Origin of the sequence: Leptolyngbya sp. FACHB-261, from assembly GCF_014696065.1 — a bacterium.
Lineage (GTDB): Bacteria > Cyanobacteriota > Cyanobacteriia > FACHB-261 > FACHB-261 > FACHB-261.
Genome location: NZ_JACJPL010000022.1, coordinates 1 through 13,533, shown reverse-complemented (window position 1 = coordinate 13,533; position 13,533 = coordinate 1). Strand labels below are relative to the sequence as shown.

Genomic DNA, 13,533 nt, shown 5'->3' with positions numbered 1-13,533 from the left:
GGAACCTCATAGAGCCTAAAGATTATTATTTGTGGCCTAATTCGTCTCGGACATTCGACTCTATTGCTGCAACTTGTTCATTGGTCAATTCCAATTCTTCTTGCAGTTCAATCAGTTGAGCCTGCTCTTCAAAATCTATGTCACCGTCGTTTTCGAGAAAGGCTCGAAACATCAAACCAAACTCATCTATCGCTTGCTGATGATCATGCTTCGGCTGAACCTGAGCAGTGATCTGGTCTGCAACTTCCTGAGAGATGTTGTACTTCTGTCGGAAACGCTCTAGTAGCTGCAATTCCGTAGGAGAGGGATTGCCGCGACGGTAACAAGTTTCCACCAATTTGGTAAACTTCTCCAAGTTGCTTTCTAGCATTCCTGACGGTGCAGATGCGCTTGATGGAGTCTTAAGTGCAGCAGGAGACTTTGGAGAAGACAATGTAGCGGTTCCTAAGGCGGGAGCGATAAATAGGCTGTGAACTTTTACATAGTCCTCAATCGCTGCTTCGAGTTTCTGATAGTCAGGGCTGTCTTTTCCACCACTAATAGATGCCTCAGATACATGCAGATGAGCCATCAGTTTTTGATAGAGTTCTTGCTTGTCAGGCTTGGTGACCGCTGTTTGCCCAATGATATTGACAATATCGTCCAGAGTTTCTCGAACCTTACGATTCTGGTCAACCAGCAAATACTCTTCTGCCTCTTGCCAATCAGCTCCAACAACTTGGAGTTTCTCAAGTCCTGATTGCTTATCTCGATAGGCAAAGCGTACCTCAGAAAATCCGCTCACCCGGTTTTCTACTTGAGTCATTAAACCTAAAGCTCGTGCAAGAACCAGGTTCTGCCTGACTTGAACCTCGCTCTGCGTCGGGGGCATCAGGTCTTTAAACTGACGGCTGTCTTGGTGAGTGTGAAGGGGATTTTTATCTGCGTGAGTCACCGCTCGATAGATCGTACGCATGCGCTCCATTCCCTCAATGAGGCGTAGAGGAAAAGCACCAATCTCCTGCACAAAGTAGATATGGTGGGGATCATTCAGGGGACGAATATCCTTGTCGGTGAGGGTACTGGTCTTGCGAATCATGGGTAGCAAAGCCCCGACGGCAGGATCTGTTGGCTTGTTGCCGCCTTGAATCCCTACAATCGTCTGGCACTTCTCAGACCGGTCCTCCCATCCCAACCGCTTTTGCTCCTGGCTCAGACGCAGAAAGGGCTCACATTTTTCAAAGGTGGTTTTAATCTGAGCTTCCTGTTGCTCTACCGTTGGATATTGCTCCAGAAATTTACGAGCGGTCGAGATTTCGAGTTGCGTTCCGGTACGAAACTCATCGATAGCTTGGTTCAGCAAACGCTCGTACAATCCCTTGGTGCGAAGCGTATCAAACGTGTAAAGGTCAAACAGTCTCAGTCCTAAATCACCTAAAACTTGTTGGGAAATACTCTGACAAACTGTATCTTCTTTGCCATTCAGAGTTTTGCTATAGACCTGCTCAATGTCCTTGGGATCATAAAGCAGAATGCCATTGACCGTTAGAACGCCGGTCTCCCGCACAAAGATCTGTTCTTTATCTTGTAACTGAGACCGCAGGATATCCAGGACCCGCTCAAAGGCTGCCAGGTCAATTAAGAGCTTATCGATTTCTTCTCGTAAACCATCCAGAAGAGGAATTGCCAAGCTTCGAGCTTTAACCTCGACCTTAGATACAAAGAGAGATTCAAGGGCCTGCATAATCCCCCGGAAGTCATCCTCAATGACATTCTTACGGTTCACCAGCAGGAATTGCTTGGCATGATCATCAATTTGCTTGAGCAGGACTTGAAGCGCATTGGCGGAGGAGCGCTCCCTGGGCAACCAGTTCTTCTGACGGTCCTGGTCAAAGCGGCTGCGGAACTCAGCAAAGACCTCTAGGAGAACTTCTAGAAATTGCCGAGCAAACTTAGGACCCCGGAAACGATCCTCAATGATCTTGTAGACCGTCTGACGGAGTTCTTGACGCTTCTGAGGAATCAGCCTGTTTAGGTTGTCCCACATCTTCTGGAAGTAGTCGCTCCAGCGTCGGGGGTCTGTATCGCTGTCATTGAAGTGAGGAGCATACTTCTCCTGCTCGTTGGAGATAAAGCGCTGGATGTTCTCAAAAGGAATATTCAGGTCATTTCGTCGCTTACGCACGCCTGCAGCCCAGTCTGCTACCTCCTTGCTGTAAGGCTTCATGTTGTCTCCAAGACTGATACTGTCCAGGAGTTGATGCTCGTGATCTGATTCAGCCAGGAACAGGCTCGGCAAGATTTCGGTTTTAATGACGTCCCGCATTGCAGCGGGGGCTGGGGTGGGATTGGCCCACCAAGTTACCAAACGACCGGCTAAGCGAGAAGCACAAGCGTTGAGCACCCGTTCTACAGGGAATTGGATACTAGACAGACCAAAGCTAATGAAACTTTGGGGATAACCGAGCGCATCGGGACTAGCCCACTGTTTGCGTACATTATCCCGGACCAGTTTCTTGTACTGGCTGAACCCAGAACTGAAATCCAGGAAGAGATTTTGAGCAACCATCTCCAAGACGGAGCTGAGATTCGGAAATGTCACCTTGTCATTGCTGTTACCCACTAGGTAGCAGAAGTTAAAGGGAACGTCCTGACCACTTTGGGCACTGATTCGGTCCGATTGATTGCTACTGTACTGGCTCTCAAAGCGGGTGTTATTGCGGGAGTAGTGATTTAGCTCCATCAGAGCCGCATAGGCATTCGCGATCACTCTGTCCCCCAGACCAGAGAAAGCTCCTGGCAAAACCAGATAAGCAGAGGATTGGGGCAATTCTGAAGGTGGCACCCAATCACGGAGATTATAAGCTAGGTCTAGGACCATACCAGAGCCCGTCCCTCCCGAAAGAGAGCAGACGACAAAGATGTTGATCCCCTTATCTAGTTGGACCTGCCAATGATCCAACATAAACTTCTCATGACCAACAATCCGAGCTTTGGCATTGTTAAAACTGGTTTTGATTGCTTGATAATTTAGACTAAAAGCAAACCTGCCTAATGCCCGAATCTGCCCTGCCCCTGCCAAAATTGAATCAGTTCCCTTCAGCTGACTAGGAAACCATTCTGTTAGATATTCGTAGGATGAGAGCTTGTTTAGAATAGCTTTTGCGTCTTCAACCTTAGCCCATACTTGCTCAGCTGGGCGTAGAGAGATGTCTTGCTTCAGAACAACTTGAGGTTCTGAGACCTTAGCGTTCTGCTCAGTATCAATATGAAGAAAGGAGACAATGGGTAGAGCGTCTAAAGAGCCATACAGCTCTACAATCATCCGACGCACCTTAACCAGAATTTCCTTGCCTGTGCCTCCTACACCGATGATAACAGTGGGAGTCATTCCAGTATATTCAGACATTATTTCTACAGTGAATTGGTGGACGGATGGAAAAGGTCATCTACAGGAGTCAAATATTCTTATCTTTACCAGGTATTACTTCGGATTGCGCTGAGAGTTTAGCTCCCTCTAATACTGCTCTGCTTGAATTACTCACAGCTTCTAGTCAGTAAAGATGGTGTAGCTTTAATAAGCCACCTATGAAGGTAAGATAGGTAGTACATACAATGAAGCTGATCTATGAGGAGGTTAATCTGCTAACTGAGCTAATCAATTACTTCCTCAGGGAAAGTGCTTTGCCAGTAAGCTTCTTCCTCCTTCGCCCATCTGTCTGAGCATCTCTTCAATTTGCTTTAACCCTAAAGGGGAGGGAGCCGTTTTTCCATTCTCCCAACGATTGATAGTGCTGACGGTAACTCCTAACTTAGCAGCAAGCTTTTCCTGAGTTAATCCAAGCTGTTGCCGGAGTTCCAAAACTAGTTCGTTCGTATCTCGAAACTCGGTCATTGATACTATATCCAACGCTATTCAATCACCGTCGGTTACCGACAGCGCCTAGCAGGTGCTATGTCAGCAATGTACCCTTTCCTCTGAAAAACTAACGCTGGCCCCTTGCGGATGAGACAGATGTATTGCAAAAACAGCCCTCTACTAGCTCTCAAGGGACAAGGAGAGCTTCTTACTCCTAGTGAGGGGCAGAACCCTATTCACCAGTCAGGCACTACCCTGTGACTTACAGATTGTTACCACAAGCATTTCAACTAGCCATTGATTCCTGAGGAAAGGGGAGCCAAGGCAGAGTTTAAGCAAATGCTTCAGTAAAGGAGTGGGGTTAAGAGGGCAAAGGAAGACTTCGTTCGAAGGGGCTCAGATGGCTCTAAGGATACTTATATTGCCTTGGCAGAAGAAAGTCTTGGGCCGATACCAATAGGTTCTTAGGAGAAGGCAGGAATAAGGGTCAAAACCTTGTGAGTCAAGACTTCTGGCAGTTGAAGTCGTACGCCTATACCTTCTCTTCCTCCCTACACTCCCTTCTTCCTCCCTACTCTCCCTTCTTCCTCCCTACTCTTTCCAGTAGGTTCTTAGGAGAAGGCAGGAATAAGGGTCAAAACCTTGCCTCACAAGGCTTCTGGCAGTTGAAGCCGTACGCCTATACCTTCTCTTCTTCCTTTTCCTTTTCCCTCTTCTTCCTTTTCCTCTTCCCTTCTCTTCCCTTTTCTCCTCTCGCACCCTCTCACACCATCCGCCGACTGTCGTCGAGGATCCAAAAAGGCTGAATCTTCATAGCTGCAAGGGTTTCAGCCTTTAAAAGGTCATAGAAATGGTTTCTCCTCGATTTCAGCTCGCTTGAGTCCAGATTTTTCTCGCGCTATTTCAACAGCTTCCTCTGGAATGGTGCCTAAGGTTACCAACCCATCGTGTTGATTGCTCAGAACTTTAAACCCATACTCGTCACTTAACAGAGTCAAGTGATGAATGAAAGCCGCCTCAGCACCTTGTAATATAAACGCAGATATTTTGCGCGTAAGCAAATTCTTATCCTTGCCTACGTCCGTGAGACAGAGCGTTTTACCGGTAGCATTCTTTATATATTTTTTCCTTTTAACACAATAGCTATGAAGCTCGACATACTTTTCGCGCAGCCACTGATGCCACTTATCTAGTTGAATCTTAAAAGGCTTAATTACAGCTAGACATATCATATGCAAGGCCTTAGCTTTTTCTAAATCACCATCCGCCTCATCTTCTAGATACTTAGTGACTGCACCACGGTATCTACCAGGCCCCAGATATGCCCCCATCATCGTTGCGTACAGGCAACTCTTCCAGCAGTTCACTGTGATGCCAGCTTGGGCCGCATATTTTTTCTTAGAGTTACTATCCGCAACGTAATTCTTAAGCCAGACAGTATCTAACCCAGCCCTCTCAAATTGCTGGATCAGTCCATTGGCTTGACTATTTTTGAGATCATAATTTCTGATGCCATTAATATCTTGAAAGGCAGCCTCCTTCATAGCACGGCTACAAGATTGCAATCCACCCCCCTCTTCACTGATACGACCAGTCGTTTGACTAGAATAAGTCGGTTCATAACTAAAGATTTTGCCATCTATACTGACTAAGTCGCGTGAAACAATAGCCCTAAAACAATAAAAATCATTTAGATAGCGAGCACACGCTCTCGTCCACTGAGGACTATCTTTCTCAAATAAATCACGTTCGGCTTTTAATTTCTGTAAATGCTTTTCAACAGCCAGTGCATTAAAAAAACATTTCTTAACTGTTTTAATTGCAGATGCAATTAATTCTGCTTCAGGGTGTCCAGTACTGTCTGTTAACCTACTCTTAGGCTTGCACTTCATTAAATGACCCGTGAATAGGTTTACCATCGGTGAGTCTACGTGGTCCTGAGTCTTAGTGGAAAAACTAGAGAGAAATTTTTCAATTAGAGCATCAGGTACTTTGAATTCATAGGACAGACCGCGCCTCATATCATAGGGTTTAACTCTGATGAGGTTTAGGCTCTCTAATTTCTTCCAGTCCGCTTTACCCTTCCAAGTCTTACGGATAAGTTTGAACGAAATAGGTACCCAGCCCTTGTGTTTGCGGAGACGGAGATTGCTCATGCTACTCACTAGAATATGGCAGAACAGAGCATGGTTCTCTTGGCTTAAACTTTTAGTCAGAGTTCGCACAAACTCATAACACTGCCTAGGACAGCGGTATTTCTTGATAATATAACTCATGAAGAACTACTCCAGCTTCTATAAGTGAGTCGCTGAACGGCCGAAATTAGCGTGAACTAGTCATGCTGTAGCCTATCGAGTAGACTCAGCAAGCCCTCTTCAGTAACCTATCTCCTAAAGCCATTGATACTTATATGCCTTACATAACCATTGCTCCATCAGCTACTACACTCTTGGTGAGCCAGCTAGAATGCTTTCAAATTTTACCTTCTCACTAGGCAATGATTGGACAAGCTGCAGGTCTTATCATCGCAATACCTATATAGTCTTCCTACGAGGTTTCTTAGGCTGATTACTCAGCAAGCTAGCTTGAAATTGCTCAATTGCACGTAGATGTGCCACTGGATCATTTTTGTTTGCAAGCCAATCTTTAAGTAAGCTCAAATTGTATCTGACCAATCGAGAATTGATTCTCGACCAATGAATCCCCTCAATCAATCTGCCACTAAGTCTATACTTCTTAAGGGTTTCACAACTTAGTTGCAAGATCTCAGCGGCTTGCTGCTTGGTACCAAATTGAAACGAAAAGTTGCTCATATATTTTTCTGCTGGTGGGCACTCTGCAAGAGAAAAGGTTCCTTGCAGCTTCTAAAAATGCCGATGGAGCTTTACCACTGTCTTACGTGCTAGCTCTTCTTCCAAGCGAGGCCATAGCAACTGCTCTAAAATCCCCAATCAATAAGAGACTGCTGATGAAGCCAATGGCACGAGTGAGTTTTAAGTGACTAAAACTCTCGTCTCTTACTCACCCACCTGCCTATCTTCCCTAGGTTCTGGGCAGAAAAGATTTAGAGATATCAACCGATAGCAAATGAGATAAATGAATCTACACACAGCTCCTATTGCAGCTCTCTATCCTCAAGAGAGGAGAGTTGGTAGGTCATTAGAGATGTAAGACTGACCTCTGGTCCTGCTTGAGCTAATAGGTATGGAGGCTTCAGTTCTGGAGCACATCTAGTATCGGTCAATCTCCAGTCTCGATCATGCTTAGAGAGAATTGAGGGACATGGCGCGAGGTTTGGTTGGGTACGTTTGTACTCCAAAAGACTATCACCCTGAGCTGAGATATTCAACCCTTTTTGCGAGAAAAAATAGTCGATTTAAATGGGGTTATACAGAGATAATCCCGTTTAAATAAATGATTAATCCCCATTAAATAAATTGCTAGGTGTTCAGTTTTTACTCATATTTTTTGAAGAGATTCAAAACATAAATAAACGGGAATAAGCTGTTACAAATTTGGATTGCATCGGATAAGTCGAGGCCTTTTCCCATGTAGTCTTCCCTCCGAAGACTTATTTATGTCCCAGCAGAAAGAGGAACTGGAGTGGCTCGTTTGCTAAAACTTTCCACTATACAGTTGTGCAAGAAGCATATTGCTCATCGCTTACTTGCATCAGTTGAAAAACTGAGGAGGTTGCTTGAGCGGCTGCGGAGCGATTCGATTGCTCGTCAAACTTATGTCAGTCGAGTGTTGGTTTCGAAGCTAGGGCAGGGGGGTCTGCGTTGCGAAGAGCAGCTAATTCCCAGCTCAGCAATCAACTCATAGGCTCAGCTCTTGGCTAGGTTGCAAGTCTCTGACGAGTCCGCCCCTCTAATCAAACATGTCGCTGGAAACCGTTCCCATCTAGCTACCCATTCACTTTTTCTACTCGCTGGAGGGTCTATCAGCCCTGGCCCCGCTCTAAACTCTGCAGCGGCACTCGCGGCTACAGCAGAGTTCAAGCAATGCCTGTACCTGAGCATTTTGCTCGCTCACGTAGATCGAACCTAAACTCATCCTGCAACTGATTCAGGCATTCTTCCTGAAACGCCACTTGGTTAGACACTACGGGAGCGCAGGCACCATTCAGTTGAACTGTTCCACCACTGGTTGAACCTGCCCCCTTAACTCAGACATCTGGCTTCCAAACTCGGAGATTTGAACGGTCAGAGTCTGAACACTATCAGTTCGCCCTCCAGACCCAGTGATCGTTTATTCACACCCGTTGCTGGTCATTCCTCGTCCTCGTCCAGCGTCTCAATTGGTATGTTGTTCGCCTCTGCCCACTCTCGGTAAGCCTTCTTCGTCAGATCCTCAATCAGGTTTGAGAGCGAACGGTTCTCGCGCTTGGCCCAACGAACCAGCCCCTGCTTTAGCCACGGCTCCAGATAGACACTGACCTCTCTCCGATATAGCCGGTCCTTGCGGGCCACAAGCCTTTTCCCCACGGCGTCCTCCGACCATCATAAATTTCTACCGGCAGGCTACTTGCTTGTACCCTCATGTTACGGGTACATTGCTAGTTAACCTAAACACCCCGCTGTCATGGCGCAGACCAAACAGAAGCAAAAAAACTCCAGTGGTTGGGCAACAGGCCCAGATGGAGGAGACACCTGTAGAGCGACCAAGGCGCACGAGAGCCAGAGCAATCGTCTTTATCGTGGGCGATACCGTTGCAGCTATTCGCATGGAGATTGAGCAGCTGTATGTGCTGGGCTATGCAGAGCAAAACCAAGGGCAAGTTTAAGCACTGGGTTTGGTCTGACTGCCGTTCTCAAAAGCAAGCATTTTAAAGCCTGGACAGGTGACGGAATAGAGCAGACGCCTGGTTTTGGTGACGTCGTTTCAGGCTGTCTCCATGAAGCGGCTCTCATTAAGGTCTCGCAGTTCCACCAGAACCAGTCATGCAGGTCAAAAGCCTGCCTCCATCCATTTCAGTGACTTAGCCTTACCAGCTCTATGAGAAAAGCTCTTTCGATTGCATTAGTATGCTTCGTGTTTCTTGCCTGCGGCAATTATCCAATTTGCACGTCTGCTCTCTCTCTGTCTGCACCAATTCAGGGTGATAAACAGTCACTTCGCCTCGTTTGGTATGCCCGCTACTACCAGTTCGGAGAGCAGAAATTCCCAGGGATTTTCGAGATTGATAATTTAGAGAGCGCTCGGCGCTCTACACAGATCTGGTGTTTTGCCTACCAAGGTACTGGAGCTACGATTACGGCAACCTATGTGGACACATACAACCAGCCAGTGCGTCGAGCGGCTGGGTATCCCCAAGACCACTGCGGTGAAGTACCATCCGGTGTGTAGAGTGGTCAACCAAGTCCCATGTGCGACGTCAGAATTGCGGTCAATGGGTATCTACCTCGCGCCTTTAGAGAAGATTCAGAGGGGCTATCGAAGCAGGTCCGCGCAGACATCTACTATTTAGACTCAGACTTTGATGTAGCTCTGAGCTGCCGTTGGGGACAAGGTTTGTTCCATTGCTCAATTCTGCCTGAGAAGCCTGCGCTTAGCTTAAGACAAAGCGTTCCAGGGCTACCGCTCCCCTATCAGTTTGTTTTCTATGTAGAAACTACAGAAGTTAGCGGTAAATACGATATGAGTATTTATCGAGAAGGCATGACTTCTGGTGGAATAGGGGCATTTGATTTACGTTATGAGATTGAGCCTAATCGAGTTACATTTGTGACTCAATCTGATTTAACCCCGAACGAAGAAACCGAGCGACAAGCAATAAGCTATTAAATAAGTGCTCTACTGCGACCTAACTCAGCCATTCCATCCACAGGCTACGCCATTAGTTTTTGAGCCTTATTCTTCCGTGTGTGGCCCCTTCCGCCTTTCCCTACTAGGGGCAATCATTGCACTCAATGTGATGTTTGTTTTTACCGCCCCCTCTGTTGTCCACTGGTAAAACCCCCAGAGGAGAAGGTGGTGTCTACAAAGCAGCTACTGCCTGTTTCCTTGATACCCGTTTTCTCTATCGAGTTAGATCAGCTCCTGAATCACAAAGCGGTCTAGGGTTAGGGAACGAGTCTTTGCCCCTAGCAGGTGATTGAAGAAGATAGAAACCCTATGACGCTAGGGCACCTTGTTGGTGGAGTAATAGATTTAGTGACCCCCGGCGGATATCTACTAGCCCAGTGATGCGGAGCAGCCCTAAGGGATGACTGATTGCGCTCCAAGAAAGGTTGAACTCGACGCATAAAGTGCGCGATGTGTAGTGAAGTGATGCCCCATTCGCTCGCAGCGACCATGTTCAGTTGTTCGTCAGTCACTTGAAGTGAGGTGACAGCTAAGAGCAGAGATTCCAGCAGTCAGACAGCGAGCATGGGGCTGAGTAATATTTTGAGCTAACAAGCCTGGGGTTGCCTCCAAAGGTATCTTCCCGTCTGTGTGCCCAAATGCCAATTAAGAGATAGCCCAGTGCAGGAAGGGCCTTGACATAGCAAAACCAGGGCAGCTAACCTATGTGCATCCTTAGATGTTCTAAGTGGCATTCAAACGAGTATCTGTGGAGCGTTGAGCACTTCCACGTGGCAGCCAATCGAGTGGAGCGTTGCCAAGAAGCGCAGAGCGTCAAGGCTCATCAATAACCTTGCCCGCTCATTACCCTTGATGCCGAAAGGCGATGAAAACATAGCTCGCAAGTCCCAGAGCGCCCTCTCACCAGGAAACCCCACGGGATGAACTCTATTACAAGACCCTTAACACCTTCTGCAGAGAACAGGGGGTTTGAACCCTTTGTAGAACTGGATTTTCCTGTGATCAATGGACAAGTGCTACCTGCAGATCACAACTACGGGCTCTATGCAGCATTCGTGCACCTGATACCAGAGCTTCGCCAGCACCCCGAGCTCGCTATTCTCACGGTCCCAGGCATCAAAGATCAGCAAGGCAAAATTCACCTGACACGGCAGTCACTGACCCGTATCAGGGTTCCTATATCTAAAATTCCGTTAGTCTACCCATTGGCAGGTAAGAAAGTAAAAGTAGGCGTTCACGAGATTCAGCTGGGAATCCCTACTGTCTCTATGCTCTGCCCAGCGCCAACTGTGAGAGCTCGTATTGTAACTATCAAGGGTGCTATGGAACTAGGCTCCTTTATAGCTTCAGCTCAACGTCAGTTGGACAACCTAGGAATCGTAGGGCATCTATCTGTTCCTCTAAATCGTGATGGACAACCTAGTCGTAAGGTCATCAAGATTCAACGTTACACAGTCGTTGGTTTTACGACTGAGGTGACTGGCTTGAGTGATGAGCACTCACTGCTTCTGCAGCAATTTGGATGTGGAGGCAAGCGACACATGGGCTGCGGAATTTTCCTACCTCATCAGGAGCACTAGTGTCCCCCTTCAAGACATTGCTAGCAAAGGCACTACCTAAACAAGCTGCGCAAGGAAGCAGAATGCGAGGTGCTGCCAAGTACACAGGTCACATTAGTGCAGTGATGCAAGCTGCTGATGTTTTAGTAGAAAGGCTTGGTCGCACTATTTTGGACCAGTTAGGACTAACCAGTGATATTGATTTTGATTACTTCGCTCGCACAGTTAAGCTAGGCGCATATTTGCATGATTGGGGTAAGGCAAATCAACATTTTCAGGAGATGGTTCATCTTAATTCTGAAGATGAGAAAATTTGCTTGCATAGGAATAAGCTCCAGAGAGCTTGGAAGAAGCACAGCAGCAGGCAGATGCTTCGTCATGAGGTCATTAGCGGCATCTTAGCGCTCCGAGTTCCTAGCTCTAGAGCTTGGCTAGAACAATGCCCTCAGGCTGATCTAATGGTGGCTGTCTGGGCAGCAATGGGGCATCATCTCAAAATTGGACAAAGCCAAGATGGTAAATCGACAGGAGACATTGCTGAAATTCTTGACGGAACTGGTGATGAGCTTGAAATCTACACACAGCATGTGGATTTTCAGGCAATCCTTAGGCTGGGACAGCAAGTCTTTGGACTACCTGAGTCGCTCTCCCAGTATCCTCAAGAGTGTTGGTCAAAGTCTACGCTGAAGCAAGCCCTGACCGAGCTGCGTGATGAGTTTATTGAGCTTGAGGCTCAAAGCGATTGGCAACGTCAGAGATTTATTGCTGCAGTTAAAGCAACGGTAATTGCTGCGGATCTGGCGGGTTCAGCATTGCCTGTTGCTGGATACAAGATTGGGGAGTGGATGAACCAGGTTTTCAATCTTGTACTCTCTGAGCAAGAGATTCAAAACCTTCTAACACAGAAACTCAACGGTAACTCCCTACGCCCTTTTCAAAGAGACGTCGCTGAGGCAAAGAATAGGATCACGTTAGTAAAGGCTGGCTGTGGAACTGGTAAGACATCTGCAGCTTACGCATGGGCGAAAAAAAGAGCAACGGAAAGAGCAACGGGTCGAAAGTTGTTTTTTGGATATCCCACAACTGGAACTGCTTCCCAAGGATATCTAGACTATGCTGCTGAAACTCCTATTGAGACAGCTTTGATGCACTCCCGGGCTGCCGTTGATTTGGAAGAAATTCTGTTTTCAGGGGATTCAGAAGATTCCGAAGGGATAGATGCGCGGTTAGCGGCATTAACTGCCTGGCAAGCGAAGCTAATTGTCTGTACAGTTGACTTAGTGCTGGGTCTCATTCAGAACAATCGTAAGCCTCTATATTCATGGCCTGCAATTAGTCAATCTGCCTTTGTATTTGATGAGGTTCATGCCTATGACGACCGGCTCTTCGGAGCCCTTTTACAATTCCTTAAAACATTTCGAGGAGCTCCGATTCTATTAATGAGTGCTAGTTTCACTCAAGGACAGCTCCAAGCAATTCATGCTGTAGCAAGTGAGTTGGGTGAGCAGATAAGTTCTATCGAAGGACCAAAGGATCTAGAAATCCTACCCCGTTACCAGATTCAATACATTTCTGAGATTTCTGATTCTGATGAGCTACCTGAGATATGGCCTACCGTACTAGATGCATTAGAAAAACGGCAAAAGGTTTTGTGGGTAACTAATTCAGTACAAAGTTGTATAAACCTGTATCGCCTAGCAAAAACGAAGTGCCTAAGCTCCTTGTTGGAGCCTTCAAATTGCTTAATCTATCATAGCCGCTATCGCTACAAGGATAGGCTAGATAAACACAAAGCGGTCATAAAAGCTTTCGGCTCAAACACTCCGGTTCTAGCAATTACAACTCAAGTTTGCGAGATGTCCCTGGATCTCAGCGCCGACCTATTAGTTTCTCCTGTAGCACCTGCTCCTGCTCTAGTTCAACGTTTGGGGCGGTTGAATCGAAAGGTAATTGAGGATGAACATGGGTTACGGCTTGCATCGGGCCGAGTTTGCACTGCTATCGTTTACCCCTGGAGCCAATATAAGCCTTATGGGGAGCAAGAGCTTAAGACAGGCCTAAGCCTAGTTGAGCAACTCTCTGGAACTGATATTTCTCAACAGGACCTAGCTGAGGCGATTAGCCGTTTTGACTCAAGCGTTCCAAGCCCTGTCAAATCTAACTGGTTAGAAGACCAATGGTGCGCTTTCCCCGGCTTTTTAAGGAAACCAGGATATATAGCTCTACGCGCATACGTTAGGACATTGCTTGAACGCAGCATCCACACAATCTCGAAAGTTCTCAAACTCATCCAATCGCTGTCGCATCCAATTCTTCAGCACAAACCAC

At 46.9% G+C, this 13,533-nt stretch carries 9 protein-coding genes and 2 pseudogenes; 5 read left to right on the top strand and 6 right to left on the bottom strand.

Features of this window, described 5'->3' with window-relative positions; genetic code table 11:
• Nucleotides 1-25: 25 nt before the first annotated feature.
• The 4 genes from H6F94_RS13015 to H6F94_RS13000 form a co-directional block, all read right to left on the bottom strand.
• Nucleotides 26-3,370 (bottom strand): tubulin-like doman-containing protein, encoded by a 3,345-nt coding sequence (locus H6F94_RS13015; RefSeq protein WP_190802676.1) that lies wholly within the window; start codon nucleotides 3,368-3,370, stop codon nucleotides 26-28.
• Between the two features lie 279 nt (nucleotides 3,371-3,649).
• Nucleotides 3,650-3,874: a type II toxin-antitoxin system RelB family anti-toxin gene (relB, locus tag H6F94_RS13010; protein WP_190802675.1), complete on the bottom strand. Its 225-nt coding sequence runs from the start codon at nucleotides 3,872-3,874 to the stop codon at nucleotides 3,650-3,652.
• 806 nt (nucleotides 3,875-4,680) lie between these two features.
• Complete coding sequence (locus tag H6F94_RS13005; RefSeq protein WP_190802674.1) at nucleotides 4,681-5,994, bottom strand: hypothetical protein; 1,314 nt, start codon at nucleotides 5,992-5,994, stop codon at nucleotides 4,681-4,683.
• A gap of 2,115 nt (nucleotides 5,995-8,109) precedes the next feature.
• A complete protein-coding gene (locus H6F94_RS13000; protein ID WP_190802673.1) occupies nucleotides 8,110-8,310 on the bottom strand; it encodes a transcriptional regulator in 201 nt (66 codons plus the stop codon).
• Between the two features lie 146 nt (nucleotides 8,311-8,456).
• On the opposite strand from H6F94_RS13000, the gene H6F94_RS12995 reads away from it, so the two are divergent.
• The 3 genes from H6F94_RS12995 to H6F94_RS12985 all read left to right on the top strand — a co-directional run bounded on the left by H6F94_RS12995 (nucleotide 8,457) and on the right by H6F94_RS12985 (nucleotide 9,625).
• Nucleotides 8,457-8,624: a hypothetical protein gene (locus H6F94_RS12995; protein WP_190802672.1), complete on the top strand. Its 168-nt coding sequence runs from the start codon at nucleotides 8,457-8,459 to the stop codon at nucleotides 8,622-8,624.
• A gap of 212 nt (nucleotides 8,625-8,836) precedes the next feature.
• Nucleotides 8,837-9,187: a hypothetical protein gene (locus H6F94_RS12990; RefSeq protein ID WP_190802671.1), complete on the top strand. Its 351-nt coding sequence runs from the start codon at nucleotides 8,837-8,839 to the stop codon at nucleotides 9,185-9,187.
• An 18-nt stretch (nucleotides 9,188-9,205) separates the two neighbouring features.
• Nucleotides 9,206-9,625, top strand: coding sequence for a hypothetical protein (locus H6F94_RS12985; RefSeq protein WP_190802670.1), 420 nt, complete (start codon nucleotides 9,206-9,208; stop codon nucleotides 9,623-9,625).
• A 755-nt stretch (nucleotides 9,626-10,380) separates the two neighbouring features.
• Here H6F94_RS12985 and H6F94_RS12980 read toward each other — a convergent pair.
• The gene (locus tag H6F94_RS12980; RefSeq protein ID WP_190802669.1) at nucleotides 10,381-10,521 is read right to left on the bottom strand and encodes a hypothetical protein; all 141 of its coding nucleotides are present in this window, start codon (nucleotides 10,519-10,521) and stop codon (nucleotides 10,381-10,383) included.
• A gap of 45 nt (nucleotides 10,522-10,566) precedes the next feature.
• Between H6F94_RS12980 and cas6 the strand changes: the two genes are divergently transcribed.
• Both cas6 and cas3 read left to right on the top strand, forming a co-directional pair.
• Entirely contained in the window at nucleotides 10,567-11,226 is a 660-nt protein-coding gene (gene cas6 / locus H6F94_RS12975) for a type I-MYXAN CRISPR-associated protein Cas6/Cmx6 (protein ID WP_190802668.1), read from the top strand.
• Nucleotides 11,169-13,091 (top strand): annotated as a pseudogene (gene cas3, locus H6F94_RS12970) (CRISPR-associated helicase Cas3'); the annotation flags it as partial. The gene cas6 and the pseudogene cas3, both read left to right, overlap by 58 nt.
• Before the next feature lie 336 nt (nucleotides 13,092-13,427).
• Here the strand turns inward: cas3 and H6F94_RS32335 are convergent.
• A pseudogene (locus H6F94_RS32335) lies at nucleotides 13,428-13,533 on the bottom strand (IS630 family transposase); the annotation flags it as partial.

What these genes read in the sequence shown, in the direction of transcription:
- cas6 (WP_190802668.1), top strand. Translation starts at nt 10,567, where the DNA reads ATGAACTCTATTACAAGACCCTTAACACCTTCTGCAGAGAACAGGGGG.
- H6F94_RS13005 (WP_190802674.1), bottom strand. Translation starts at nt 5,994, where the DNA reads ATGAGCAATCTCCGTCTCCGCAAACACAAGGGCTGGGTACCTATTTCG.
- H6F94_RS12980 (WP_190802669.1), bottom strand. Translation starts at nt 10,521, where the DNA reads ATGTTTTCATCGCCTTTCGGCATCAAGGGTAATGAGCGGGCAAGGTTA.
- relB (WP_190802675.1), bottom strand. Translation starts at nt 3,874, where the DNA reads ATGACCGAGTTTCGAGATACGAACGAACTAGTTTTGGAACTCCGGCAA.
- H6F94_RS12990 (WP_190802671.1), top strand. Translation starts at nt 8,837, where the DNA reads ATGAGAAAAGCTCTTTCGATTGCATTAGTATGCTTCGTGTTTCTTGCC.
- H6F94_RS13015 (WP_190802676.1), bottom strand. Translation starts at nt 3,370, where the DNA reads ATGACTCCCACTGTTATCATCGGTGTAGGAGGCACAGGCAAGGAAATT.
- H6F94_RS12985 (WP_190802670.1), top strand. Translation starts at nt 9,206, where the DNA reads ATGTGCGACGTCAGAATTGCGGTCAATGGGTATCTACCTCGCGCCTTT.